21 protein-coding genes and 7 pseudogenes are annotated in these 25763 nt (G+C 68.5%); 12 read left to right on the forward strand and 16 right to left on the reverse strand.

The window, feature by feature from the left end:
- Positions 1–29: 29 nt before the first annotated feature.
- Positions 30–206, reverse strand: coding sequence for a hypothetical protein (locus ACFYZB_RS33930; RefSeq protein WP_388765049.1), 177 nt, complete (start codon positions 204–206; stop codon positions 30–32).
- Positions 207–526: 320 nt separating this feature from the next.
- On the opposite strand from ACFYZB_RS33930, the gene ACFYZB_RS33935 reads away from it, so the two are divergent.
- Positions 527–928: a DNA-binding domain-containing protein gene (locus tag ACFYZB_RS33935; protein WP_388765051.1), complete on the forward strand. Its 402-nt coding sequence runs from the start codon at positions 527–529 to the stop codon at positions 926–928.
- Positions 929–1411: 483 nt separating this feature from the next.
- On the opposite strand, the gene ACFYZB_RS33940 is transcribed toward ACFYZB_RS33935, so the two are convergent.
- Complete coding sequence (locus ACFYZB_RS33940; RefSeq protein WP_388765053.1) at positions 1412–2677, reverse strand: FAD-dependent monooxygenase; 1266 nt, start codon at positions 2675–2677, stop codon at positions 1412–1414.
- Between the two features lie 18 nt (positions 2678–2695).
- Positions 2696–3553 (reverse strand): alpha/beta fold hydrolase, encoded by an 858-nt coding sequence (locus ACFYZB_RS33945; protein ID WP_388765055.1) that lies wholly within the window; start codon positions 3551–3553, stop codon positions 2696–2698.
- Between the two features lie 76 nt (positions 3554–3629).
- On the opposite strand from ACFYZB_RS33945, the gene ACFYZB_RS33950 reads away from it, so the two are divergent.
- Positions 3630–4532 carry a helix-turn-helix domain-containing protein gene (locus ACFYZB_RS33950; protein ID WP_388765057.1) on the forward strand — a complete coding sequence of 301 codons (903 nt, stop codon included), beginning with the start codon at positions 3630–3632 and terminating at the stop codon, positions 4530–4532.
- Between the two features lie 142 nt (positions 4533–4674).
- Here ACFYZB_RS33950 and ACFYZB_RS33955 read toward each other — a convergent pair whose 3' ends face one another.
- A complete protein-coding gene (locus ACFYZB_RS33955; protein WP_388765058.1) occupies positions 4675–4974 on the reverse strand; it encodes a hypothetical protein in 300 nt (99 codons plus the stop codon).
- Between the two features lie 595 nt (positions 4975–5569).
- On the opposite strand from ACFYZB_RS33955, the pseudogene ACFYZB_RS33960 reads away from it, so the two are divergent.
- Positions 5570–6226 (forward strand): annotated as a pseudogene (locus tag ACFYZB_RS33960) (transposase family protein); the annotation flags it as partial.
- A 322-nt stretch (positions 6227–6548) separates the two neighbouring features.
- On the opposite strand, the pseudogene ACFYZB_RS33965 reads toward ACFYZB_RS33960, so the two are convergent.
- Positions 6549–6899: pseudogene (locus ACFYZB_RS33965) on the reverse strand (SsgA family sporulation/cell division regulator); the annotation flags it as partial.
- Positions 6900–7384: 485 nt separating this feature from the next.
- The gene (locus tag ACFYZB_RS33970; protein ID WP_388765059.1) at positions 7385–8272 is read right to left on the reverse strand and encodes an RNA polymerase sigma factor; all 888 of its coding nucleotides are present in this window, start codon (positions 8270–8272) and stop codon (positions 7385–7387) included.
- A 1057-nt stretch (positions 8273–9329) separates the two neighbouring features.
- Between ACFYZB_RS33970 and ACFYZB_RS33975 the strand changes: the two genes are divergently transcribed.
- The 5 genes from ACFYZB_RS33975 to ACFYZB_RS33995 all read left to right on the forward strand — a co-directional run bounded on the left by ACFYZB_RS33975 (position 9330) and on the right by ACFYZB_RS33995 (position 14047).
- Complete coding sequence (locus ACFYZB_RS33975) at positions 9330–9830, forward strand: NUDIX hydrolase (RefSeq protein WP_388765061.1); 501 nt, start codon at positions 9330–9332, stop codon at positions 9828–9830.
- Between the two features lie 645 nt (positions 9831–10475).
- Positions 10476–11105 carry a transposase gene (locus ACFYZB_RS33980; protein ID WP_388765062.1) on the forward strand — a complete coding sequence of 210 codons (630 nt, stop codon included), beginning with the start codon at positions 10476–10478 and terminating at the stop codon, positions 11103–11105.
- 166 nt (positions 11106–11271) lie between these two features.
- Entirely contained in the window at positions 11272–11952 is a 681-nt protein-coding gene (locus tag ACFYZB_RS33985) for a hypothetical protein (protein ID WP_388765063.1), read from the forward strand.
- Between the two features lie 313 nt (positions 11953–12265).
- On the forward strand, positions 12266–13093 hold the full coding sequence (locus ACFYZB_RS33990) for a maleylpyruvate isomerase family mycothiol-dependent enzyme (protein ID WP_388765066.1): 828 nt from the start codon (positions 12266–12268) through the stop codon (positions 13091–13093).
- A gap of 213 nt (positions 13094–13306) precedes the next feature.
- Entirely contained in the window at positions 13307–14047 is a 741-nt protein-coding gene (locus tag ACFYZB_RS33995; protein ID WP_388765068.1) for a VOC family protein, read from the forward strand.
- 419 nt (positions 14048–14466) lie between these two features.
- On the opposite strand, the gene ACFYZB_RS34000 is transcribed toward ACFYZB_RS33995, so the two are convergent.
- From ACFYZB_RS34000 to ACFYZB_RS34020, 5 genes and pseudogenes are all read right to left on the reverse strand, one after another.
- Positions 14467–14823, reverse strand: coding sequence for a hypothetical protein (locus ACFYZB_RS34000; RefSeq protein WP_388765070.1), 357 nt, complete (start codon positions 14821–14823; stop codon positions 14467–14469).
- Between the two features lie 120 nt (positions 14824–14943).
- Positions 14944–15434, reverse strand: a pseudogene (locus ACFYZB_RS34005) (IS5 family transposase); the annotation flags it as partial.
- Positions 15435–15482: 48 nt separating this feature from the next.
- Positions 15483–15782 carry a hypothetical protein gene (locus tag ACFYZB_RS34010; RefSeq protein WP_388765072.1) on the reverse strand — a complete coding sequence of 100 codons (300 nt, stop codon included), beginning with the start codon at positions 15780–15782 and terminating at the stop codon, positions 15483–15485.
- 243 nt (positions 15783–16025) lie between these two features.
- Positions 16026–16696, reverse strand: a pseudogene (locus ACFYZB_RS34015) (IS701 family transposase).
- 105 nt (positions 16697–16801) lie between these two features.
- Entirely contained in the window at positions 16802–17254 is a 453-nt protein-coding gene (locus tag ACFYZB_RS34020) for a hypothetical protein (protein WP_388765073.1), read from the reverse strand.
- A 255-nt stretch (positions 17255–17509) separates the two neighbouring features.
- On the opposite strand from ACFYZB_RS34020, the gene ACFYZB_RS34025 reads away from it, so the two are divergent.
- Complete coding sequence (locus ACFYZB_RS34025) at positions 17510–19087, forward strand: neuraminidase (sialidase) (protein ID WP_388765075.1); 1578 nt, start codon at positions 17510–17512, stop codon at positions 19085–19087.
- 936 nt (positions 19088–20023) lie between these two features.
- Here the strand turns inward: ACFYZB_RS34025 and ACFYZB_RS34030 are convergent.
- From ACFYZB_RS34030 to ACFYZB_RS34040, 3 genes and pseudogenes are all read right to left on the reverse strand, one after another.
- A complete protein-coding gene (locus ACFYZB_RS34030; RefSeq protein ID WP_388765151.1) occupies positions 20024–20629 on the reverse strand; it encodes a hypothetical protein in 606 nt (201 codons plus the stop codon).
- Between the two features lie 180 nt (positions 20630–20809).
- Positions 20810–21316: a DUF6624 domain-containing protein gene (locus tag ACFYZB_RS34035; RefSeq protein WP_388765076.1), complete on the reverse strand. Its 507-nt coding sequence runs from the start codon at positions 21314–21316 to the stop codon at positions 20810–20812.
- A gap of 120 nt (positions 21317–21436) precedes the next feature.
- Positions 21437–21889: pseudogene (locus tag ACFYZB_RS34040) on the reverse strand (IS5 family transposase); the annotation flags it as partial.
- Here ACFYZB_RS34040 and ACFYZB_RS34045 point away from each other — a divergent pair.
- From ACFYZB_RS34045 to ACFYZB_RS34055, 3 genes and pseudogenes are all read left to right on the forward strand, one after another.
- A pseudogene (locus ACFYZB_RS34045) lies at positions 21889–22038 on the forward strand (IS5/IS1182 family transposase); the annotation flags it as partial. The pseudogenes ACFYZB_RS34040 and ACFYZB_RS34045 sit on opposite strands and share 1 nt — an antisense overlap.
- 73 nt (positions 22039–22111) lie before the next feature.
- Positions 22112–22408 carry a hypothetical protein gene (locus ACFYZB_RS34050; RefSeq protein WP_067040005.1) on the forward strand — a complete coding sequence of 99 codons (297 nt, stop codon included), beginning with the start codon at positions 22112–22114 and terminating at the stop codon, positions 22406–22408.
- A 30-nt stretch (positions 22409–22438) separates the two neighbouring features.
- Positions 22439–23215: pseudogene (locus ACFYZB_RS34055) on the forward strand (IS5 family transposase).
- Between the two features lie 26 nt (positions 23216–23241).
- On the opposite strand, the gene ACFYZB_RS34060 reads toward ACFYZB_RS34055, so the two are convergent.
- Positions 23242–23757 (reverse strand): YfbM family protein, encoded by a 516-nt coding sequence (locus ACFYZB_RS34060; RefSeq protein ID WP_388765078.1) that lies wholly within the window; start codon positions 23755–23757, stop codon positions 23242–23244.
- 452 nt (positions 23758–24209) lie between these two features.
- A complete protein-coding gene (locus ACFYZB_RS34065; protein WP_388765080.1) occupies positions 24210–25742 on the reverse strand; it encodes an alpha/beta hydrolase in 1533 nt (510 codons plus the stop codon).
- Between the last annotated feature and the right edge of the window lie 21 nt (positions 25743–25763).

The following is a 25763-nucleotide window of genomic DNA, read 5'->3' on the forward strand; positions in this document are numbered from 1 at the left end:
TTAGACCTGTGCCCTGCGGTGCAACCCGGTCAACGCCGGGGGCGGGGAGCGATTTGGGCCTCGAAGACTTGGATGGCGGTGTGAGCGGTGTAGCGCTGGGCTTGTTGGGGGTGCTTGCCGTAGTTCGCGTGGTATTTGCTGGTGGCGCTCTTCTTGCTGCGGGCCTTGGTGCGTCGGCGCCGGCAGGCGGGCCACGGTCTGGGCACCCTGCCAGCGTCCCGCATCGCGCTGGCGACGAGCCGATCGGGTGCGAGTTCCGGAGGGAATGACGTCCGAAGGCCGTGAGGTTGAGTGTGCTGGAAGACGCCGACCGGCCCTCGGGGCGGCCGACCTACCAGTGTCCCCGACCCGTGACGCCCACGAGCATCGTGTGGGTCGGCGTCATTCATCTGGAGCACCAGAGAGCTCCACAGGACGCTGTCACGGCCGTGGAGATCGGGATGCTCGCTGCGGTGGAGCATCTGCCGGCCGTACGGAGCAGGGTGGGGATGGCGGACGCGGACGAGGCCGTCGCGATGCTGGGGCTATGCCACTGTCAGGTGTACGTGCTGCAGGGGCGGTGGCGCGCGGGCGAGACAGTGGTGACAGACCTGCTGCCGGGCCGTTCCAGCGGTGGACGAGGCGGGGGCCGGCCGTCCGACGATCTCCGGGCGCGTTGTCGAGGTGCTGCGCAGGCGGTACCTGGCTCGGCAGCGCCGGACCGTGGCGGCCGTCTGCCGGGAGATCGAGCGCCAGCCGCCTTCGTGGCCTGCGGGTGCCCTCGCGGGCAACGGTGGTGCGGCGGATCGCCGGGCTGGATCCGGCGTCCTCGGTCGCAGCGCGGGAGGGTGACGAGGCGGCCCGCCGGTTACGGCCGCCCGGGGGGATGCCGCCCGCGGTCACCGGTCTGCTGGAGCAGGTCCGGGTCGACCACACGCCGGTGATGTGATCGTGGTGGACGAGCAGCACCGGCTGCCGATCGGCCGGCCGTATGTGACGGCGGCGATCGATGTGGCGAGCCGGTGTGTGGTGGGCCTGGTCGTGACGCTGCAGGCGCCGTCGGCGGCCTCGGTCGGGCTGTGTCTGGCGCGCGCGGCCTGCGACCAGCGGCCGTGGCTGGAGCGGCTGGGGGTGGCGGCGGTCTGGCCGATGATCGGCAAGCCGCGCGAGCTGTATGGGGACAACGCCGCCGAGCTCAAGGGCGAGGCCCTGAGGTGCGGCTGTGACCAGCACGGCATCCGGTTGTGGTACCGGCCGCCGGGGCTGCAGCACTTCGGCGGGATCGCGGATCCGGATCCGGTGGCGGTGGCCAACGTGCGTCGGCTGTCCTGGGTTTGGTCGACCCTGATGGCCGAGCAGTGCGCGCGGTCCGTGTCCTGTTTGGTACGAACATCTTGGCGCTGTGGGTCAGGCAGACGGCGACGAGCACCCCTCACTCCGCGCCGAGCCCGCCTCCGAAGTCGCCCGCGAGGCCGACCCGGCCTCGCGATGCGGTGGGCAACGGCGGGTAGTCGTCGACGGCCATGGAGTTGTAGAGGCGTGCGCTCTTGGTGGTCAGGCGGAGGAGGGCGCGGCTGGGGCCTGCGGGCAGGGCAGAGATCAGGCGGGCGCCCTGGGCCAGTCCCCACACGCCGAGGTGGGACATGGGGATCAGGGTCTTCGCCGCGCTCAGCGCGGCCATGCGGCTGCCGCGCACGTGCTCCGCCATCATGCGCTCGTAGGCGGGGAAGGCGTGCTCGTGGTCGCCGCCCGCGCGTGCCAGCTCTCCGGCGAGGACGTATGCGCCGACGACGGCGAGGGTGGTGCTGCCGCCGACGGCCGGGCCGGGGGAGTAGCCTGCGTCGCCGACGAGCGTCACCCTCCCCTGCGACCAGGTGTCCATGCGGAGCTGGGTGATCGAGTCGAAGTAGAACGCCGGGGTGCGGTCGAGTTCGTCCAGCCAGCGGTCCACGTGGGCGTGCATGCCGGCGAACGCACCGCGCAGCAGCTCCTTCTGCCGGGGCACATCGTGGTGGTGACAGTCGAGTTCGCCTTTGCTGCGGAACAGGAACAAGGCCCGCGCGTCGCCGAGGTGCCGTGCGCCGTACATGCCGGCCGTGCGGCCGACGCCGACGTGGATGAGGAGTTCGCCGTCGAGGTCGGAGACGTTCGGCAGGGTCAGCACCCCGAAGTGGGCCCCGGTGAAGGCGCTGAAGCGGGACTCGTCGCCGAAGACGTGGCGGCGCACGTTGGAGTGCAGCCCGTCCGCGCCGATGACGAGGTCGAAGCGGCGCGGCGCGGCCTCTTCGAACCGCACCTCGCCATCGGGCGAGATCGCGGTGATCGAGTCGCCGAAGACGTACTCGACGTCGTCGCGTGTGGCGTCGTAGTAGATCTCGCTCAGGTCGTCGCGCATGATCTCGACGTGCCGGTCGGAGGTGCCGCTGAAGATCTTGGAGAGGTCCGCCCGGACGGGACGCCGTGCGCCCTCCCGGTAGACGGTCATTCGGTTCGTGCCGGTGGCCCGCTCCTCGATGCGCGGGAGCACACCCATCTTCTCCGAGATGTTCATCGCGGGCCGGAAGAGGTCGACGGCGTGGCCGCCGGTCTTGCGCAGCGTTGGCGCGCGCTCGACGACGGTGACGCAGAAGCCGTGTCTGGTGAGCCAGTAGGCCAGCACCGGACCGGCGATGCTGGCGCCGGAGACGAGAATCCGCATGGCATGTCTCCTTGTCGTTCAGTTCGCCCGTACGGCGTGGATCGCGGTGAAGGCCAGCAGGGGGCTGGCGGCTCGCGGGGGATCCTCGAGTATGGGTGAGTGTCCGAGTCCGGACAGCAGCTCGACCTTTGCGCCCGGAACGGCGCGGTAGTCGGAGGCGGATGCGGATCGCCATCTGCGGTCGTCCTCGCCGAAGATCACCAGTAGTGGCTTGCCCAGAACCGTCAGCCGCTCCGGAAGCGTCCGCTGCTCGAGGTAGGAGCGGGTGGCCCGCATCGTCGTGGTGAGGGAGTGGTACGTCATACCGCGCACATCGGCCAGGAGCTCTTCCGGGATCCGGTAGCCCACGCGGCTGAAACCCGTGCTCGCGAACTGCCGGAGCTGCTCGTCGGTCGGCGGCCACTGCAAGAGGCCGATGGCGGCGGACTCTGATGGGATGAAGGCGTCCAGGCTAGGGCCGGTGTTGATGAGCGCGAGGGCGGTCACCAGGTCGGGCCGCTGTTCGGCGAGGGCGGTGGCGACCACGCCGCCGCTGGAGTGACCGACGACCACGGCGTGCTCGACGCCGAGCCGGTCCAGCGCCACGCCGGCCCGGCGTGCCTGGTCCGGGATCGCGTAGCTGCGGTCGGCCGGTTTTGCCGACCGGCCGTGCCCGAGCAGGTCGATCCGGACGACGCGGTGAGATCCGGTCAGCAGCGCAACCATCGGGTCCCACGAACGGGTCGACGATGCGGACCCGTGGATGAGCAGAAGTGCAGGGGCGTCGCGGGGCCCGTCCTGGCACACGTGGATGTCGCCGTCGTCCAGCGACAGGGTCGAACTCTCGGTGGCTTCGGTGCCGCCATTCACGTGCGGTCCGCCGTCAGAAACAGTCATGAGCCCAATGTCGCCGCCGGTACTCAACGGTGGATTGGATAAATGTTCCCCTCGCGGCCTCAGATAGCATGGGATGGTGCGGACTTTCATGCACGGTTCGGCTGTGTGGGACGTCGTATGCCCTCAGCGGCCCAGCCGGGTGGCCGGACTCACCATGGCCGGGTTCCGTGTCCGTGACCTGGAGGGGCTCCAGATCGTCCCGCACCCGGCCGTGACTCTGCTCCTGGAGTTCGGCGCCGGTGCACCCGTCCTTGACTGTGCCTCCAGGCAGCAGCGGGGAAGCCTCGTTGCGGGGCCCGGACTCGGGTCCGGCGGCGCGGTCCGGGCGCGGGGAGAGAACGTCGAATGCGTACAGGTGCGCCTGTCCCCGGTGATCGCACGCGCGGTTCTGGGTACCTCCCCCGCCGACCTCGACGGCGCCGTCGTGTCGCTGGGCGACCTGTGGGGCCGGGAGGCGTCACGGATCCGCGAGCAACTCGGCGATGTCCCGTCCTGGCAGGATCGCTTCGTGTTGACGGACGCGCTGCTCGCCCGCAGGCATGAGGCGGGGACGCCGGTGGACCCGGAGGTGTCCTGGGCCTGGCACCGGATCGCCGTCAGCCGTGGCCTGATCCGGGTCGACGGACTCGCCGCCGAGGTCGGATGGAGCCGCAAGCGGCTGTGGTCCCGGTTCCGGTCGCAGCTCGGCCTGCCGCCCAAGCGCGCCGTGAAACTGGTCCGCTTCGACCATGCCGCCCACCGCCTGGTCGCGGGTGAGAGCGCGGCCCGAGTTGCGGCCGACACCGGCTACGCCGACCAGTCCCACCTGCATCGGGACGTCATGGAGTTCACCGGGGCAACCCCGGCGGCCGTGGCCAACGAGCCGTTTCTCGCCGTTGACGACATCGCATGGCCAGCCGCGGAACATCCGCCACGCCACACGTTCCCCAGGGAGCTCCGCCCCGGTCGCGGGCCGGAGGTGAGACCGCTACCGCTGTGAACGTCGCCTGCCACAGGACTCCTGCAGGACTGGGACAACGTTCAGTGGACTCACCAGCTTGACCTCGTGCATGCCGGAGGGGAAGCGTGCGGGGGTACTGGAGACCGGTTTCCCTTTGCGGCAAAAGGCGTATTGAACCGGTTCACTGTCGGTCTGCGAGTTGGCGGCACAGGGGGAGTAGTCCGCCCTGCGCCGTCTCCAGCGCGGTTCGCAGTTGTGTCACCTCTTCTCGGTGTTTGCGGCGCTCGGTGGCGAGTTGCTGAATGAGGCGGCGGACCAGTGTGCTGGCAGCGGCCTCGGCGTCGGGGTGGGCGGTGGCTTCGGCGGGGCCGTTGCCGCGGCGTGCTCGGCGCAAGGCTTCGATGTGCGGGCGCAGGACGGGGTGGCGGTAGATGAAGTCGGTGGACACGCCGACCACCTTGGCGATCGAGGTCGCGCTCACCGGTGACCCTCGACGCAGGCCGCGTACGGACTGGGGTAGCCGACGAATTGTCATGCGTGCCTCAGGCACCTTCTGACGCCCGCACGGCAGGCCCCGAACACCCAGCCGTACGCGTACGCGGAGAACATGCCTACCACCCGCACCGATCCCAGCGGCATGTGCGGCATCACCACGAAAGCTGAAGGAGTCTTCACCGGCAACTGGGGCTGGAACAACAACTACGTCAAGGGGGACAGCGAAACAGTGACGAAGCCGCCGGCGGTCCAGGCGGCCAAGAACTTCTCCGGCAAGGCCACCGACGGCCTGGTCAACACCACCGGCCAAGCTTCGGCACCTTCAGCTACTTCAGCGGGGCCCAGATCACGTGCCCGTCCGTCGTACAACTTCGGTTGTACGCGAGCATGGTGGCCCTTCCCCATCGAGGGTGCCGGGAAGCGCCTGGCAGCGGAAGAAGGCCTGTCCCTTCTGCGGAAGGCAGTGAGGTCTTTCAGCGGGGCCACCGAACGGATGACGGAGCCGATGCCCGCAACGCACGAGGCTCCCGTGCCGCTGGGGGAGGTGTTCGAAGTCTCAACCCACAGGCACAGGAGCCGCGTTGGTTCCGTATTCTGCCGCACTCGACCTGCCCCACGCCCTGGTCGAGTGGGTAACCATGCTCATCGTCACCTGCGAGGGTGACCGCCGCTGCAAGCTCCCACCGCACCAGCGTGCCCCGGTCGGCCTGGTGTACCTGCGCCTGCACGACCCCCTCGCCCAGCTTGCTGCCGGGTCTGGCATCTCCGTGGGCACCGCCCACGCCTACACGACAGCCGTCCTCGACCTGCTCGCCGACAGCCGGGCCAGCCGACCTCTCCCACAAACACCGCCGGCACGGGGTGAACGTGCAGGTGGTGACCGACCCGGTCGGGCGGCTGCTGTGGATCTCGCCGACGATGCCCGGCCGCGCGCACGATCTCACTGCAGCCCGCGCCCACCGGATCATCCGGATCTGCGAACGCCAGGGCGTCCCCATCCTCACCGACCGCGCCTGCGTAGGAGCCGCTCCTGGGTGACTACACCCCTCAGACGCCCGCCGGGCCGTGACCTCACGCCGACCCGGCAAACCGTCAACCGCGCGCTGTCCGCGGCACGGGCGCCGGTCGAGCGAGGGGTCGCACGCTTGAAGTCCTGGCGCATCTTCCGCCGATCCCGGTGCAGCCCGAATCGAATGTCGTCAATCTCCGCGGCCGTCCTCACTCTGGAGCGGCTGAGCGGAAAGACCTCCGTGCGTCACGGTGCTGGCGGCCGACACCGCGCCATCCGACGGATCAGCATCACGTCACGGGCCGGACGGCCCGTGATCATGTGTCGGCCGGTGGGCACCATCCGATTCGGGCCCGCGAGTGGGATCGGAGGTATCACCCGTTGTCGTGTCCTTTCTGCTCATCGAGGAGGTGGTCGGGCTCGGCTCGCTGGTCGGGGCCGTCCTCGTATTCTTCGTCCTCGTATTCTTCCTCCTCGTTCACCGGCTCGATGGGGGCGTCGGGTCTGCTCACCGTGTCCCGCCCGTCAAGTGCGGTGAGTTTGAATAGCTCGTCCACGTCGACGTGTCGCTTCTCTTCTCCAGGCGCTACTAGGCCGTTGGTGCGTCGGAGGAACTTCTGCAGAGTTGCCCGGGGCGCTTCCAGCAGCGCCGTTCCCTCAGGGGACTGCAGAGTGATGATGACGACCTCCATTCCGTGTGAGACAGCGGGCCGGATCTTCACGTCCATGGCACCTGCGGAGGTGCGGAGTCCGGCTACGAGAAGCTCACGAGAGAAGACCCAGGGCACCAGCTCGCCTGGGCCCGTCCGGAACCACGCTTCGATGGCGTAGGGATCTGACTGCCGGTAGCGCAGCCTCGTCGGCACGGGCATCGAGGAACTGTTGGAGACCAACAGCCGCATGCTCACCTCGCAGACGACCTCCGAGGTATCGGGACATTCCTTCTCCTGCGGCTGCTCCTTGGCCTGTTGGCGGCGATGCTCCACGTAGCTGCGAAACAGAGTGCGCAGTTGGCCCGCGACCCTCCGTACGTCTTCAGCTTCACCGACGCTGTGGGGCGGCGCATCGTCCGGGACGCTGCCCTCCAGTTCGGCCAAGCGCCTGTCGATCCGCTCCCGCACCTCGGCGCCGGTGCGAGCGCGCAGAGCCGCCGCCCCTGGTGTGCCGAGCGAGGACCGCTTGAGTAAGGTCGCGAAGTCCGGGCCAGTCAAACCGTCCGGATGTCCGTCAGTTCCCCCGACCTCTCGGTCAAGGCGCTCCTGCAATTCCGTGAGGTGTTCAAGGCACACACGGAAGCTCGGGCGCAGAGCGTCGGGGGCATGCAGTTGTGCCTCCTGAATCCTCGCGATGGCCTCTGCGACCCCGTCTACGAGGCCTTCTTCCCGCTTCACGTGTCCTCCCTGCCGTCCGGCGCCGTTGAGGGGGTAAGTTGATCTTCCGGGCCGCCCTGCTGCGGTTGGTTTTTTCTCAGCCGAGACATGCGCATCGCGACGGCCGCCGCCGAAAGGTCGAGGTACTCGCCGATTTCTTTCGTCGTATAACCCCTCATCATGAGGAAGAGAGCGGTCCGTGTGGTCTCGTCCTTCACTCCCGCAAGCAACCGCCGCACAGCGTCATGGCCGATCGCGCGGCTCTCAGGTTCCTCACCGGGATGACCTGCGACATCTCGCAATGCGTCCATGCCGTCGGGGTCACACGGCGGGCGCCGGGCGCGCTCCGAAGCCCAGCGGTCATAGACTCCGGCGAACTCCCCCAGGACGGCACCGACGAAATACGTCTTCAGGGAGGCGCCGCCGTCCGGGCGCCAGCCAGCGCCGGCAAGTGCGTTCCGGCGGTAGAGGTGCAGGGACCGCGCCACGACCTCACAGATGAGCTCCTCCCGCTCGTCCGGGTCAGCGCGCAGAGCCTCCATGTCCTGCAGCGTCCGGGGCGCCCGAACAGGCCGTCCCCGGACCGCACACAAGGTGAAGATCTCCCCCGTGTACAGCCAGTTGGTCACAATTGGATAGGCGTACTCGGTCAACGCCTGCGCGAAAAGCTCCCAGGCCGGCCCGTCGAACTGGGCCGCTGCCAGGGCTTGATACAGGGCCGCATCGTCGGCTGCTCTCTGGCTGGTTTCGGCGGCGGCCTCGTCCGCGAGTAGGGTGAGGGCAGCGGAATTCTCTTCGATCCGTACCCTGAACAGCGGCGGCTCCAGAGCGTCGCTGTCGGCGCGTGCTGCTGGCAGTTGTTGGGCCCCTAATGGTGGAGCCCCGTCGAACTGGTCGTCGGGCATACCTCTCCCTGCGAACCGATGCGGTCACATTCTGAGAGCGTTGTAGGGAGAGGAAGGGCTCGCGGATAACGCGATCCCGAAAAGGGCCCCCCGAACGTGTGAATCACCACGCGATCGTGATGCGACGGCCGCGTCACCCCCTACGACAACGGCATGACCCAAACGTTCGTCACAGCCACGACCGGCGTGCTGGCCGTACTCGCCGCCATGGAACATGTGCCGCGCTGCCTCACCCGCCTGATCCGGGCTTGCATCCCGCTGGCCGAGGTATGGAGGGAGTTGACTGGGGCCACCCAGAAAACAAAGCCGGCCCAGGACCCTTCCGAGCCGGACCCTGAGCCGCGTCAGCCTTCCTGATCAAGTGCTGCATCGTGCGCTGCGAGCTGATGCCCCGCGCCCGCCCCCCGCTGTGCCGTCACAGGGGGCGGGCCGGCACCGCCGGCCGGGGCGTGCACCACCTACCGGTGTTGCGTCCCCCACAGCAATCCAGCCCGCGAACGAAACCAGTCGTGCCAGGGGGCACCCCTTGGCGGTGGATCGGACAAGACCAGCGCCTCAGCTGCCCCGCGTTCGCCGACCACCTGCGCGAGCCGGCTGAGCCGGTCGGCAGGGAGCTCCGACCCGGCACGCTCGCCGACGCCGCCGTCTTCGCGGCCCGGCCTGCCCCGCAGACGACGTGGCCAGCGCCGACCTCGACCGCCAGCGCTCCGCAACTGGTCTCGTCGTCCTCAACACCAAACCCAGCCTGTCCGCCTCCTGCGTACCCTCAGCTGACCCAGGCAGCGATCCTTCCCCGCGCATGAGGAGGACCAACGCCGTCCCCGGAGGCGGCGTGCGTCGGCGATCCACTGCCCGAGGGGAACCCTGCGAGCATGGCCGGCCTCCCTTCGGCCTCCCCTCTTGGCCGTCGGTGCCGGGGGCGGGTGGCTTCGTCGGTGTAATGCGAGAACGGTTGATGCCGAGTTCAGGCAACGGATGTTGTCCAGAATGTTGTCGGGTTTCGAGAGCGGCTCGCCGGGAAACGGCGTTGTCAGTGGGTTCTGCCAGGGTGTGCTGTGTGGATGAACTGGTGGAGCGTGTCGACTGTCAAGATCGTGTCCTGGGGGTGGTCACCCGTCGGCAGGCCGTCCGGGAGGGTTGGCTGCATCGAATCGCCTCGACGGTGTGTCGTGATGAGTGTGGCCGGATCCTCGTCCATCGGCGGTCGGAGCGGCTGTCGCGCTACCCCGGTCTCTATGAGGTCATGGTCGGTGGAGCCGTGGATGTCGGCGAATCCTATGAGCAGGCTGCCGCGCGGGAGCTGGCCGAAGAGCTGGGCATTTGTGGCCTGCCGCGCTTGCTGTTCACGTTCATCAACCGCAGCGGCTTGAGCCCTCACTGGCTCGGCGTGCATGAAAGCGTGATTCCGGACGCTGTGATCCCCGATCCCGATGAGGTCGCCTGGCATGGCTGGCTGACCGAGCCGGAGCTTCACTCGGCCCTGTTGGAGTGGCGCTTCACGCCCGACAGCCACGAAGCCTTCAGCCGGTATCTCGCGTTCCGAGCCGCGCAGTCCTGATCCTTCTCGGCCGTCCTCGATCCCGGCGACGACCTGGTCCACACCCGCGCCGACCTGGCCCCGCACGCTCCCGAGGACGGAAGGCTCACGGTCCATCCCACACCCGGCACCGACTCCGTCCTCACCCCGGCCTACGACGGCCCCGCAGCCCTCGACAAGCCGGTTCCCCTGGCCGGCTGGCGGCAGGCCACAAATGGCCAGCTCTTCGGCCAGCTCCCGCGCGGCAGCCTGCAGCACGCTTGTCCGCGAAAGCGGCACGTTCAGGATCTGCACGAACCGGGCGCCGCCGCGGCCGGCGAGCAGCACCCCGGCCATCTCCACCAGGTGCTGCCCGCAGCAGGCTGCGGCGCTGGTAGCGAACCGTCAGCCCCTCTACCTGCTCGGCGAACGTCCGCCGCCCGCAGTCCGGGCTGTCACTGATGGGACTTCCTGGATTCGGCCAGAGCTGCTCTTCCTCCTCGGTTGATCTGGTTTTGAAGGGTGTGGGGAGATTGGGGAGTGCGAACCGTGAGGGCCGCCGACCGTGAGGTCGGCGGCCCCTTGGGAATTGGTGCAGTGGGTGGTGGTCAGCCGTCCTGGGATGAGTGGGTGTCCGCCGTCGTGGCGTTGAGGGCGGCTGGGTCGAAGCCGGCCTCGGTCAGGAAGATGGCGGCCACTCCGCGGCCGACCTGGGCCTCCGCCCCCGACCGCCGCCCCAACTGCGTCCTGGAACCGTTCAAGGCGTACCTCAGCGCCCGCTTCACCGAGACCCGAGGCCAGGTCAGCGGCACCCGCCTGTTCCAGGAGATCCACGAACGCGGCTACCGTGGCAGCCGACAGGTGGTCTGCAAACACCTCGCCGCTCTGCGCGCGGGCACCGCCGAGCCGGTCCGCGCCGACATACCGAGCCCCCGCAAGATCACCTCATGGATCATGCGGCCCCGCCAGACCCTCACCGAGAGCCAGGACAAGCGGCTGCTGGAGGTCCGGCTCGCCTGCCTGGACATCGCCCGGGCCTGCGATCTCGCCCGCACGTTCGCCGATCTCGTCCGTCACCGGCGGGGATACTTGTTGCTGGAGTGGATCCGCCAGGCCGAACAGGACGCCCCCAAGTCAATGCGAGGCTTCGCCGGCTTCCTCCGCCAGGACTTCGACGCCGTCACCGCTGGGCTCACCCTCCCGTGGAGTTCCGGAGTCGTCGAAGGTCACGTAAATAGGGTGAAAGCACTCAAGCGAGCTATGTATGGCCGGGCTTCGTTCGAACTCCTCCGGACCCGCATCCTCACCCATCCGTGATCATTCAGAGCCGCTCTCAGGCCCATGATTCTCATCAGTTTGGACACTGCACAGGCGGCGGCTGGCGAGTCGAGAGCCATCGAGTCACTACGCCGTAGGGGTCGTTGATCAGTAGGCTGACACACCGACTATCAGATGGTGTTGCCACGACAAGGGCGGGGGCTGTGTGTCGGATGCAGTGCTGAATGTCGTGATCGGGCTGATCACGAGCGTGGTCAGCGGCGGGTCCGTCTGGGCCTGGACGCGTGTGAGCACCGCTCGCATGCTGCACCAAAAGCAGGCACTCCTTGGCCTGCGGCCCGGTGTACCGTGCGTCGTCATCCTGAACAGCCACTGGCAGATGCCCACCGTTACCGAGCATGGTGACGTCTACGCGATCATCGAACTTGCGATGCTCGCCGAGGAGTCAGGGTGTGCGTTCTCTCTCGTTGCCGCAGAAGCACCGGAGCTGAACGGGGATCGCACCGAACTGAGCATCGGTGGCCTGGGGTCGAACCGACGCAACGTCGAGTACTTGGCGAGGCACCTGCCCGGTGTGAAGGTCAATCGACGTGGCGACTTCACCGTCGGTGGTGAGCGCTTCCTCCACAAGTATGGTCGAACGGACCATGCGCTGGTCGCGAAGTTCACCCCTTCCCAGTCCGCACAGCCGGTCCTCATGATCATGGGGCAGTCGGCGATCGCCAACCGTGCGGCGGTGCACCTGCTCAAGCACGACTACAAGCGTCTCGCCAGGGAGATCGAGTCCCTCGATCGATTCTGTCTCATGCTGCGCGTCGACGCCGCGGATACCTACGGGTACCAGGCCGTCGAAGTCGCCGCCGACCTGTCGGCTGTCGCGTTCTAGCGCGGCCGCGCCCCTGCGGAGGCCGGCTGGGTTCGGACAGCAAACGCGCTCACAGGGCCGGCCTCCCTTTCACGGACTTGCGGCAAGAGCCGAACTGGGCTCTGGCCGCGGTTTCGTGAAGGAGAAGCCTGAGGGCAGGGAGCAGACCCTCCGCCGGTAAGGTCGGCCCCGGGCGCCATGAGATCGGAGAGGGCGATGCCCAGTCGGAACCGCGGGGCGCGCGGGGCTTGTCGCGCGCCCCCTGAGTCTGGTTGGGTACCAGCGCCGCAGGCACGTTGGGCGTGTCGGCCGGGGTGGGAGTGGAGCAGGCAACGTGCACACGACGGTACGGCAGAACGGCTCCGGGGCCTTGCCCGAGGGGCTGGGGCAGGCGATCCGGGACACCGCCGAGGAAATCGCCGCGCTGGTGCGCAGCGCGAGCGACACGGCGCTGGCCGTGCCGGGGTCGGAGTGGACCGTCGGCGAGGCCGCCGCCCACCTGGCCATCGCCAACGAACTGATGGCCGACCTGGCAGCCGGGCGGGAACGCCCCTACGGCGACGGAACGCCCCAAAGCCTCGCCGTGGCCAACGCGGAGTCCCTCGCCGTCTTCCGGGAGCGCCGGGCGGATCCTCTCGCGACGATGATCGTGGACCAGGCCGAGGCGTTCCTTGACGCTGTGTCACACCTCGCGGCCGACGGCCCGGCCCCAGCCAGTCCCCTGGGCCCGATGAACCGGTCCGCTCTCGCGTCGTACCTGCTTACGCACATGCTCGGCCATGGCTACGACCTGGCTCGCGCCCTGAAGCGTCCGCACATGGTCGACCGGGCACGAGTGGCCTTGTGCATGCCGTTCATGCTCTCGGTCATGCCGCACGTCGCGGATCCCGAAGCCACGGCCGGGCTCACGGCCCGTTACCGGATCCGCCTGCGCGGGGGTGAAACGTTCGGCGTGTCCCTGGCCGACGGAACCGTGCAGGTGACACCAGGGGCACCATCGCAGCGCGCGGACTGCACCATCATGCTCGATCCCGTCGCCTTCCTGCTCATCGCGCTGGGCCGGCTGAATCCCTGGCGAGCCATCGCCCAGGGGCAGGTCCTCGCCTGGGGCCCCCGACCGTGGCTGGCTCCCCGATTCCCGGCCCTGTTCACCGCACCCTGAGCCGGCAGCCGGCGGGCCGCTCACGCGCCCCGTGACATGCGCTCTACCGCCAACCCCAGGTTTGCACTCAGCTCCGGCGGACGGCGCGGAAGAGACGCTCCTGCGCCGCTGACTCCGTAGCGGAGGCGCGAGTTGCGCATTGCACTGGTGAGCGGGTTGGTCTCTGTTTGGCGACGGTATGTCGTCGCAGAGCGGGCGCATAGGATCGCGGGCATGGCACTGCGACCCGTTCACGTGAACATAAAGGCTCTTGACGGCTCGGCGGTCGGCCGGTTCTGGGCGGAGGCGCTCGGCTGGAGTGCTTACAGCCCCGGCGTGACCACCTACGTCGGACCCGCCGGCGGCCTGGTCTGGCCGGACCCGGTCGCCGTCTGCGTCGACATCGTTCCCGTCCCGGAACCCAAGACAACAACGAAGAACCGTGTGCACCTCGATCTCGCCACCACGTCTGCGGCCCATCAGGCCGAGTTGGTCGCGCGCCTGAAGGCTCTCGGAGCGACGCCCGCCCACGTGGGCCAGGGCAGAGTGCCGTGGACGGTCCTCGCCGACCCCGAGGGCAACGAATTCTGTGTGCTGGAGCCGCGGGAGATCTACCGGGACACCGGGCCGATCGCGGCGGTGGTGGTCGACTGCGCGGATCCTCGGGCCATGGCCCGGTTCTGGGGCGAGGCGATGGACTGGACCCTGCACGATGTGACCGACGAACATGCGGTGTTTCGCTCCGCCAAGGGTGTCGGCCCGTATCTCGAGTTCCTCCGCACGCCCGACGTGAAGACCGCGCCGGACCGCGTCCACCTCGACCTGCTGCCATACCCCGGTGACGACAAAGCAGCGGAGGTGGCCCGGCTGCGGGCCCTTGGCGCCACCGACCTCGACCTCGGTCAGGGCGATGTCCCGTGGACGTGCCTGACGGACCCGGAGGGCCACGAGTTCTGCGTCCTCGCCCAGTGCTGACACGGAGCCTTGACGACATCCCGACACATGAGCCTGGTGCGCTCATGCGCCATGACCTGTCGCCGAGCTCTGGAGGCGGAGGCACTCCACCGGATCCTTCAGGTGCAGGTCTGGGCGGCCATCTGTCCCTCGACGGTCTCGTACGTCACGCTCTTCCCGTCCTTGTGGAACGTCACGCGGCGCCAATCGGTGGACCGGCCCGGCTCAAGCGTCCCGCACTGTATCCGCGCGCTCCCGCCGGTCAGCGTGGCCACACCGGTGCTGACCCTTTCCGATGGCCACATGCCGGTCCATCCGGCGCCCGACGTTCGCATACATCTACGGGATCCGCTCCCACCGTAAGACGGCCATCCGGGTGACGCACGCCAAGGCAGCCACCATGGGAGGAAGCTCCGGCGCGCGAGCATGCAGGGCTGCGCTCAGGACGACAGCCTGACCAGCCGTGTGTTGCCCTCCGTCGCGGCGCATTGCCGGAACGGGTCGGGGGCACCCTGGCGTTCCTGGCACTTCCAAGTGACCCCGCCCGCGCGCACCTCGACGGGTGCGCCTTCCGTGCCGTGCCAGACTTTGGTGTAGGCGGCCGCCACCTGGAGCGCGGTGCGACAGGGCACGTTCCCGGTGGCGGACACCCCGAGCCCGGTGGCCCGGTCCGTGCCGCAGTAGGAGGTGGCTTCCGGGTGCACGCCGGTGTCGGCGAACGCCCGGGCGGGCCCCACGAGGCAGAACGCGGCGGCTCCCAGCAGACCGGCGGCCGTTCTCATCCTGATCGAGTGCATGGCGTACCTCCTGACGCGAGAGCCTCGGCGCACCGAGTACCCAGACACCGACGAGTGCCCGGTGCGCGCGTGGCGCCGTGGGCGAGCAGTGGACCGACCAGGGCGCGTATCCAGTCGTGATCAATGAGTGGGCCGGACGAGGTCTTTGATCCAGATCATCGAGGCGCGCAGGTGTAAGCCGGCGAGGTAGCTGTCCGGGGTCCTGTCGTACCGGGTGGCGATGCCTCGCCAGGGCTTGAGCTTGTTGATCAGGCGCTCGACGGTGTTCCTCTCCTTGTAGAGGCCGGCGTCGTGGCTGACGGGCCGGCCGCCCCGGGAGCCCTTCTTCTTCCGGTTGGCGGCCTGGTCCTTCTTCTCCGGGATCACTGCCTTGGTGCCGCGTCTGCGCAGGTGGGCTCTGTTGCCGCGGGTGTCTTGTCGGCGGCGACCGCGTGCGGCCGGGTGCGGGGGCGGCCGACGGGCCTGCGGACCCGTAACTTCTTCAGGTCAGGGATGAACTGCGGGCTGTCGGCGGCCTGGCCCGCGGTCAGCACGAACGCCGGCGGACGGCACTTGCGGTCGGCGGCGAGGTGGATCTTGCTGGTCTGGCCGCCCCTGGAGCGTCCTAGTACTCCAGCCGTAGATCGTGATCCTTATGGTTGGGAGGCCGCTTGCCGTCGCTAGTGGGAGGCGCGGGCGCGGGCTTGGTGGCGGCGTCGCCACTGCGACCAGCGGAGTCGATGCGCGAGATCGTGGACCGTGTTGATCAGCGCGGCGAACAGGTGCTGGATCTCGCTACCAGTCAGGGGGATCAGCTCGGCTGGCGCAGGCTGGTCGCGGCGTTCGGCGGCTGCGGTGTCGGCCAGTAAAGCGTGGGCGAGCATGGCGAGGGTGAGCCAGCGGTGCCAGGAGGTCCAGCGACGAACCTGGTGCTCGTCCAGGCCGGCCAGGCCCTTGCCGGCCTGAAAGTTCTCTTCCATCGTCCAGCGCCGCCCAGCCACCCGCACCAACTCGGACAGCGGCACCGGATAGGGGGAGAAGCAGCCGTGGAAGGCGAGTTCGCCGCTTCGGCGATTGCGGCGGATCAGCAGCCACCAGTGGCCGGGCCGTCCGTCCGGTCCGGTGATGTCGAGCTGGGCCCAGTCGTAGTACCGCTCGCCTTTCGCGCCTGCTCCGGCCGACAGCCCCTGCCAACCCGCCCGGGGGATCCGCGCAACCAGTGCTCATGCCTGGAACTTGCCTGCGCGTGCGGCGACTTGATGGGTGCTGGAGACGGCCAGCACGCAACTGATCGGACGGGCTTCCAGGGCGGACCGAAGATGCGGGTTGTCGCCGTAGACCTCGTCGCCCGCGACCCACTGGGCGGGCATCCCCGCGTCCGACGCCCGCAGGATCATTCTGGCGGCGAGCTGGGGTTTGGTCGCGAAGGAGAGGTCGTCGGGATGCCGGCGGCCCGGCAGCGGTCCGGGTCATCGGTCCACGAGCGCGGCATGTAAAGGGCCCGGTCGATCGCGGCATGACCGTGTTCGGCTGAGTAGACCAGGTAGACGGCGCCTTGGGCGTTCTCGATCCGTCCAGCGGTGCCGGTGTACTGGCGCTGAACGCCGACTGTTGCGGTGCCCTTCTTCAGGTCACCGGTCTCGTCGACCACGAGCACGGCCTCGTCGTCGCGCAGGTGCTCGACCACGTAGGAACGCAGGTCGTCACGGACCGCATCGGCGTCCCACTTCGCGCGGTGCAGCAGGCGCTGCATGCCGTCCGGGCCGGCGTCGCCTGCGTGCTCGGCCAGGGTCCAGCAGTTCCTGCACGGCAGGTCCGACAGGAGCCCGAGTACCAACCGCCCTACCCGGCGGCGTGGTTCAACCCTGGCGAACCGGCCTGCTATCCGCCTCATCAGGCCCTCGAACGCTTCCTGCCATCGGGCGGGTACTACGCCGGCGCCCGAGGCCGCCGCGTGATCATTGGATGTCCACACAACACCTGATGATCACCGGCGGCCTCACCTGCTTGGACGCCACCGGAACCAGTAGTCGAGCCCCTCGACCCGGTAGCGAGCACCCGCGTCGAGCCGCAGTTCGCCCACAAGCCGACGCGCGTCGTCCGGTGCCTGGCGGTGCGGGGCCAGCAGCAGTGTCAGTTCGTCGTAGCGGGCATCGATTCCCCCGTGGCCCGGATGGCTCTCAGAGGTGACCGTCCCGGCCTCATAGCGCTGGTTCCACCGGGCGAAGATCGCCCATTGCTCGCGCTCCAGCTCCACCGCGGCCTCGTCGGCGGGCCAGACACGGTACTCGTTGGCTTCGTCGGCGTGGTCGTAGTCGTCGTTCTGAAAGTAGTGGGGCTTGCCGTCTACGTCAGCGAGGCCCAAGCGGGGGCCGTCGTACCACTCCAATTCGACGTACACACGCTCAAAGCCGTCCGCGATCAGCTGCACTTCGTCCCAGGTCTCAGCCACGTAGGCAGACTACCGACGAGCAGCCTCCGCTCCGTGATCACGATCTACCGTTGGAGTTCTAGGCCGCTGCCGGCAGGCCGACGGGTGACGGAACCGGCAGGCGAATATTGACGTGTCCTTGACTTCTTCCTCCAACTCCGGTCCCACGGTGCGGGCTAGGCTCGCCGGGCGACTCATGTCCCGGCGACCCCGGGACCGTACCTGCGCCAGCACAGCCCATGACGAACCGTCATTCGCGGAGTTGGGGGAACAGCCATGCGCACACGTACAAGAGCGTCTCTCGTGGCCGCCGCTGCTGCGTATCTGCTCGTTGCCGCGGTGGGGAGTGCCGCGGCCGGAGGAGGCGGCAGTCAGCCGGTCCACCTGGTTTCGCCGAGTGACCCCTATGCCGCCTGCGACATCAGTGGCGACGGGACCGGCACGAACTACCTGTCCGCGGAGGACGAGCCGTACGTCACCGTCTCCCCGCGCGACCCGCGCGACGCGGTCGGGATCTTCCAGCAGGACCGCTGGTCCAACGGCGGAGCCCGGGGCCTGACCGCCACGTACACCCATGACGGGCGGCACTTCACCGAGGTCCCGCTGCCGTTCTCGCACTGCGCGCCGGGCGGGCTCAACTACCAGCGAGCCTCGGACGGCTGGGTGAGCACCGGCCCCGACGGCACCGTCTACGCCAGCGGTCTGGTGTTCGACGCCACCGACGCGCGCAACGGAGTGGCCGCCTCGACGTCGTACGACGGCGGGCGTACCTGGAAGCACACGACGCCTTTGATTGACGACACGCAGGTCCAGTTCACGGACGACAAGAACGCGGTCACTGCCGATCCCGTGCACCCCGGCGTCGCCTACCAGGTCTGGGACCGTATCGACGAGGACGACTCCGCCAAGGTCTACGACGGCCCGGCCTATATCTCCATCACGCGCGACGGCGGCCGGCACTGGTCCACGGCCCGTCCGTTCGTGGACACCTCGGTCGTCCCGCACTCGCAGACCATCGGCAACGTCATCGTCGTGGACCCGCGCAGCGACACCCTCTACGACGTCTTCGACTGGCAGACGTACGACATCGACTACAGCACCGGCACCTTCACGCCCACCGACCTGCACTTCGCCGTCGTGAAGTCGACCGACCAGGGGCGCACGTGGAGCAAACCGGTCACCATCGCCAAGGACACGGCCGTACCCGAAGTCGATCCCAACGCTCCCACCGACGCGACCAAGTCCCTGCGCGCGGGCGGCGACCTGCCGAACGTCGCGATCGATCCGCACACCGGTGAGCTGTACGTCGCTTACGAGGGCTCGGACTTCAGCGGTGGCGCCTACAACTCCGTGGAACTGATCCACTCCGTCGACGGCGGGCGGACGTGGTCGGCCCCGAAGAGGGTGAACACTGTCGCCCCGGCGCCCGCTTTCACGCCCTCCATCAGCGTGGACGCACGGGGGACGGTGGCGATCACCTACTACGACCTGCGCTACCTCGTTGCCGGGAACACCACCACCCTGCCCACCGCCGCCTGGCTCGTCTCCCTGCCTCGTGGTGCGCAAGGCCGTGCTACCGAGCGTCGCGTCTCCCGCGTCTTCGACTGGCTGCAGGCCCCTTACGCCGGGGGCCACTTCCTCGGCGACTACGAGGGCCTCGATACGAACGGCCGGTTCGCCGTACGGCCACTGTTCATCGAGACCAACGTCAATGCGCCGCAGGACTCCACGGACGCCTACAGCGGTGTGCTCCCCACCGGGAGGACCTACGGACCCTTTGCCGAGGCCACGGCCACAGCCCCGCAGCGCGCCGCAGGAGCGCTGGGAGCCCGGCCGCACAGGCTCGTCCGGTGACCGAAGGGGCGTCGCAAACTGGCTGCAGCTGCCGGAACTTCGGGTTCATGTGAGGCGTAAGGTAAACAGACCGCCATTTTTCCTGTGAGCCCTTGGTGTGACTGTTGTGGCCACGCCAAGATCACCCTGCGCCGGGACACCCCCATGCTCCCGTCGCAGGGTGGAGAGGGCATGATGCCCCCGAAGCACCAGCGACGGTTCATCACTTGCACCGTCGTAGCGGCCGCGTTCGGACTGGTAGGCACCCAGTCGTTCGCCGCCGTGTTCGACCGCCTGCAAGCTCTACCGAAACCCGGCTGACCAGCGACAACGCTCCATCCCGACGATCCATTCCACCCATCTGCAGTAGTGGAACCCGGCGCCCACACGACGCGACGGCCGGGCCACCAGCCTGCCACCACCCGCTCCACAAGAACGAAACGGCCGCCCGCCAACGAATCCGACGGACCGTCACGCAAGATCGAGGCTAGGCAGACCTCGAGGAAGTCCGCGCCACGTTTGCCGAGTTCGACAACGGACTGATGCTCACCGAGGCAGCCGCCGCCGACCGCCGCTGGTGAGGCGACGAGGCGGCAGGGAAATGACCTCAGCTCAACCCGGGCGGTGCCGCCTGGTCACGGCCGTTATCCGGCTCCGCACCCGGGCAAACCGTTTCTTCCGCTCCCCGACGCGGCGACTTCTTCCTCACAGCCATCGCAGCAGCCGCACGAGCCAACTGGGCTTGCACCTGCTCGAATGCTCGCGACCCTGACCGCTTCCGCTTATGACTTCCGCTCATACACGTTCAACGTCCCATCGCATTGTCCGTAACCGCAATACCACCAAATGGAGCACGTAACTCCGGCGTCAGGCAACGTGATCCGACGGTCGCCGTGGGACGAACCCACCCCGAATCGGGGCCGAGCTTGTGATGATCCGACTATGCCCCGATAGTCGTCAGTGGATGCTCTGGCCCTCCGGAGTGACATGAACGGTGGCCTCTTCCACTGCTGGCGTCCCTGCGGTATGCCAGCGGCCGAGGTGTTCCTCGACGGCATCCCAGAGCAGGTCAGGGCCATCGTTCCGAACGCTCCAGTGGCCGTTCTCTTTGTGGAGCGCGCCGAACGAGCCGGTTTCGACGTCGACGAGCAGGTCCTCGTCGTGTTGGTCGCGCCGCAGTTTCAGGCGCTGCGTGTTCGGCACAGCGACCTGTGCCACGAAGCGGCTCGTCCAATCGTCCAGGACGTCGGGGCCGATCACGGCCCCGCATTCCCTGCCCCGGCCGAGGTCAGGAAGCAGGCCAAGCGGCAGCGTCAGGTAAGGGCGGGCAAGCATGAACCTGACCTGCCCGCCCAGCACAGGCCCGGAGGCCGTGCCGTCTTCGTGGACCGTCAGGCGGACCAGTTCGGATGCGCTCAGCCAGCCACCGATGGTCGTCAGGATCTGCCCGCCCGGCCGAATCTGTTCGAGCCAGGCCCTGGGCACCGTCTGTACGGCGCACGTGGCGATGATCCGGTCGTACAGTGCGCCCTCGCCGCCGCCCAGGAGGCCCCCACCGATCAGAAGGTTTGGGGTACGTGCCGAACCGGCCGAGAGCTTCCCGGGCCCGCAGAGCCACGTCCTCGTCGTACTCGATCGAGGTGGTGACTCGCGTGAAGGTGCTCAGGGCCTGTCCGGCGGATCATCGCCTGCGGCAGGTGAGCCCGGGCAGTGATCCACCGGACGCAGCTGGGAAAGGGGGCGTCACGCCATGGAGAACTTGGCGACGTACTCGTCGAAGGGCTCGATGCCGACTTCCGCACGGAGTTCGTCCATGCGCTCGGGCTCCTCACAGGGCCACGGAACCGGAGACCCGTCCTTCACGCCGGCGATCTGAGTGCCGTAGACCTGCTTGCGGCCCTCATTGACCAGCGTGCGGTCGCGCAGAAAGGCCAGCTCGCGTGGGCTGGCCGAGCCTGCCGACACCGCATGCTGCATCAACTGGAGGGCACGACGCTGAACGTCGAGCTGCCGGTCGGCGTGCTGAGCGATCAGCCATGCCGCGCGTGCGGCCTCCTCGCCGACCAGTTCCGCCGTCGGCCAGCCGTAGTCCTCCATGATCTGGTCAAGCCGGTCACCGTGCCGTGCGGTCAGCCGTCGCCACGCCAACTGCTCGGCGGGGTCATCGCTGTTCGCGCGGACTGCCAACCGATGATCGGCCGCAGCCATGTCCGTGAGTTCCACCGCCAGCGCGGCAACGTCGTAGGCCACTCTCAACTCCCCGGTCAGATCCGTGCTTTGCGTCCGCCCGCAAGCCTAGAGGTGCAAAACGGATGTAAAGATCATTCCGGAGAACGGTGACAGGCGCCTCGCCACACCGGGATAATGGATCTACCCCCGGAGCCAGAGCCGGATCGCCGCGACGGTCACAGTGCCCTGGAAGACATAGGCACGCTTGTCGAACCTCGTGACCACGGCCCGGAAGCTCTTGAGAGCGTTGATCGTCCGCTCGACTTCATTTCTGCGCTCGTGGACCGTCTTGTCGAAGCCCGCAGGTCGTCCGCCCTTGTTGCCGCGGCGTTGACGGTTGGCCCGCTGGTTCCTCGGCTCGGGGATGGTGTGCTTGATCCGCCGTCTGCGCAGGTAGCGGCAGTTACGCCGGGAGGAATACGCCTAGTCGCCGCCGAGATGGTCAGGTCGGGTGCGGGGCCGTCCGCCACCGAGCCGGCCGACACGGATGCGTTCCATGACGGGGATGAGCTGCGGGGCGTCGCCCCACTGGCCCGGGGTGATCAGCAGGGCCAGAGGGCGGCCCCCGCCTTCTCCGGCGAGGTGAATCTTAGTTCGACAAGATCGACTATCGCGAACGCCATGCGGTCGAGTGCGGGATCAGCCGTCTCAAGCAGCACCGGGCAGTGGCCACCCGATTCGACAAGCTCGCGGTTCGGTACGAGGCGACGGTTCACGTCGCGGCGATCCACCAACGGTTGTGAGCCGTCGGGCGGCCCGGCGGCCGTGCCATGCTGGCCCCCGGCACTTCGAGCAGCACACGCATGGGGAGGTCCGGTGGCCGCTGATTACTACTGCGCGGACAGCGAGAACGGCGACCACGTCGACGACCCGTCTGAAGACGCCCTGTTCGAGCTGGTCAGCGACCTGAACGGCACAGACAACACCTTCGTCGTGATCCAGCCCGATGAGGACGATCCCGCCTGGTTCGCGTCCGTCGCCGTCCTGGAGACGGGCGGCTACGAGATCGTCCGGCGTGACACCAGCCGCCGCGAGCACGACGTCACCGTAGAGACAAGCATCGATCAGATCGCGGGCGACCTCACCAAATGGCTGGCCACCCGCGCTACCTAAAACACGGGCTAGTTGAGCGGTTGGTGCCGGATGAGTTGTGGGTCCTGTTCCGGCGAGTGGTGCCACCGACTGAGGTGCAGCGTCCGCAGGGCCGGGGGGCGACGGCGGGCAGGTGACCGCGAGACTCTTGCGGCGATCATCTTTGTAGCCACCTCGGGCTGCACCTGGCGTCAACTGCCGCCGGTGTTCGGTCCGGCCTGGCCCACGGTCTACCCACGCTTCGCCGAGTGGCCGGGCCAGGGTGTGGGCTCGCCTCCACCGGGTCGTCCTCGACGGACTCGGCGCCCGCGGCGAACTGGACTGGTCGCGGTGCGCGATCGACTCCGTCAGTGTCCGGGCGGCAAAAGGGGGCCACTGCCCGGACCGAATCTGACCGACCGCGGCAAGAGCGGATCGAAAATCCACCGGATCACCGACCGGAACGGTCTGCCCCTGTCACTGGGCATCTCCGGCGCCAACATGCACGACAGCCTTGGCCTGGAACCGCTCGTGCGTGGGATACCGCCCATCCGCTCCCGGCGCGGACCGCGCCGCCGACGACCGGGCAAGCTCCATGCCGACAAGGGATACGACTACGACCACCTGCGCTGATGGCTCCGCAAGCGAGGTATCCGTCACCGCATCGCGCGCAAGGGCATCGAGTCCTCGCAGCGGCTGGGCCGCCACCGCTGGGTGGTCGAGAGGACGGTTTCCTGGCTGGCCGGCTGCTGCCGCCTGCACTGCCGCTATGAACGCAAGGCCGAGCACTTTCTCGCCTTCGTCGCCGTAGCCGCAGCCCTCATCTGCCAACGCCGTCTTAACAGATGATCCGATCAGACAGGCTGGGAGCCGTGTCAGGCCAGCATGAGGACTACGCCATCGCCTGCGGCGGCAGCAGCGGAGAAGAACCGGGTCAGCTCCTCGTAGCGGTGCCGCAGAGTGTCCAGGTCCGAGGGGACCTCGGTTTCGGATTCCGGCAGGAGGTAGATCTCGGCGCTGCGCATGGCCGCCAAGTCGTAGTGCCGGGCCAACTCGTCAAACGGTGTGGTGGCGAGGCAGCCGCTGGCCCGTGCAACGTGCTCGGGGCTCAAATACCTGGCGGGTCCGTAGTCCATGTCGTCTTCCAACGGAAGCTCAGCGCCTCCGTGGATGACATCGACTGGCATGCGACCGTGGGCTGCAGTGAGGTAGTGCAGCTTGTGCCACGACTTCTCGATGCTGAAGTAGGGCGCCTTCTCGGGTGGAAGCGGGTCCTCTTCGGCCCAGGCATCACCCAGCTCGTCGATGTGTTCCTGCGCCCAGGACGGATCACTCAACGACCGCTGCAGCTCAGCAGGGGAGAGACGGACGTACTCGCAGTGGATGCCCATGGACGCGAACCCTAACCGCAGACTCTGACATCGCTCCGGTCACGTCCGCCAACTGCCTGCCGACAGCCATAAGAAGCGACGTCTTGGCATTCCTGCGTGACGCGGCCGTGGACGATGCGCAGGTTGGTGGACGAGGTCGCGTGTCTCCCCGGCGTGGCTCCCGTACGCATGAACGGGGGGAAGCCTGACCGTCACTCGCGCAGACCTGCACGGTCTTGATCTGGAAGGATCGCCCCGATCGGGCAGTCTTTTCCTGGGCGGACTTCGCCTACGACACGGCTCTGCGCGAGCAGATGGAGCGCTTCGGCGGCATGAGCCTGCGGATCGAACATCCAACTCCTGCGCGGTCTTCGAATCCGTCCAACATCCCCCAAGGTGCCAGCTACCCCCTGGCCCTGGGTCCCCGCTTGCTGCCGAGGCGGCAACCTCCATCACGCAGTAGGGGCGTTCGGTCAGGCGCGAAGATGCGTGAGGACAGCGGACAGCGCGCGCCGCACGGCCTCCCGGGTCTCGTCCGTGGGGTCGTGCACGTCGAAGCCGTGCATCGCGTGCGGCACGTCCACGAGCTCCAGTGCCGCGCCGCACTCGTCCGCGGCCGCCAGGAACGCGGCGACCGTCGCGGCGATCTCCGGCGCCTCAAGCCCCACCCGGGTCAGCACGATTGGCAGTCGGCTTGCCTTCGGCAGCACCGCCGCCGGAGCGAAGCGCGGGTCGACACCGACCCAGCCCGCCAGCGGCGCCAGCACTGGGTAGCTGGCGGCGACGCAGCGCAACCAGGGCGGAGGAGCAGCCATATGGTCGGACAACAGCAGGCCCCCGCCGGAGAAGGTCCACAGCGCGATCCGGTCCGCGTCGACGCGTGAATCTGCCCGCAGCACTCGGAGCGCCTCTGCGACGTCTGCCGCAGCCGCCGGGTAGTCGGACGTCGTGTGGAGCCCGTGGGCGACAACCGCGCCGACCACGCCCTGGCTCGCCGCAAGCCGGGCATAGCCGACGTAGAGCGGCCAGTCCCGGGGCGCGGGCACCATGTCCCGCGGCAGCGGGCCGCCGTGCACGAAGAGGATCGCCGGACGGCGGCCGCCGTCGCCGGCCGAGTCCGGCAGGTGCAGGTCCAGACGCCCTGTGCGTTCCCGTGCCGCCACCGGTACGTCGAGCAGGAACGGACGCCCCTGAAACGGCCTGCTGTTTGTCGGACTGAGCCGGTGGCCCTCTCCGGCTGCGGCACGCAACAGTGTCGTGGCCAACTCGTCAGGGCAGGAGAGCATCGGCCAGTGGCCTGTCTCCAGCTCGAAGAAGCCGACGTTCGGGTCGGCGAGCGTCTGGAACTGCGGCATGCCTGACGTCACCATCCGCTGCACGGCCTCGATGGTGAGTCCGCCCGCCGTGCACAGGATGCCGCTGGTCGGCACGCCGTTCAGCGCGCCGGTCAGCCGCAGCGGCTCGGTCAGTGTGCGGCCTGGCTGCGGCGCGGCGAGCGACGACAGCCGCTCCAGATCGGCCGGCGACAGGCCGGTCGTGTTGCCCCACCTGCGCCACTGGTCGGGCGCAGGCGCCGGCACGGTCGCGTCCGGCCGCTCGCGCAGCAGCGCCTGCACGTCCGTGTCGGGCACCAGCGCAAGTGGCAGGTCGCCGTCCTGCGGCAGCCCGGAGTCCAGGTAGATGACCCGGGCCACCCGCTCCACGCGGCGCTGCGCCGCGCCGAGCACGGGGTGGATGGCGTAGTCGTGCCCGACGAGGACCACCTCCGGCGCGGTGACCCCGTCGATCAGCCGTACCACGTCGGCGATGTGGGTCTCCAACTCCACCTCGCGCTCGTCCTGACCACTTGCGGGCGCCGCACCGCCGCCCATGCCGGTCAGCGTCGCGGCGTGCACCTCGGCGCCCGCCTCGCGCAGCTTCTCGCCCACCCGGTCCCACAGCAGCCCGCCTGTGAACGGGCCGGAGGCCAGGATGAACGCAGTCTGAATCTCGTGATCGCTTCGCATGCGGGTACGGTAGGAACTCCC

It is taken from the genome of Streptomyces sp. NPDC001852, from assembly GCF_042891825.1.
Lineage (GTDB): Bacteria > Actinomycetota > Actinomycetes > Streptomycetales > Streptomycetaceae > Streptomyces.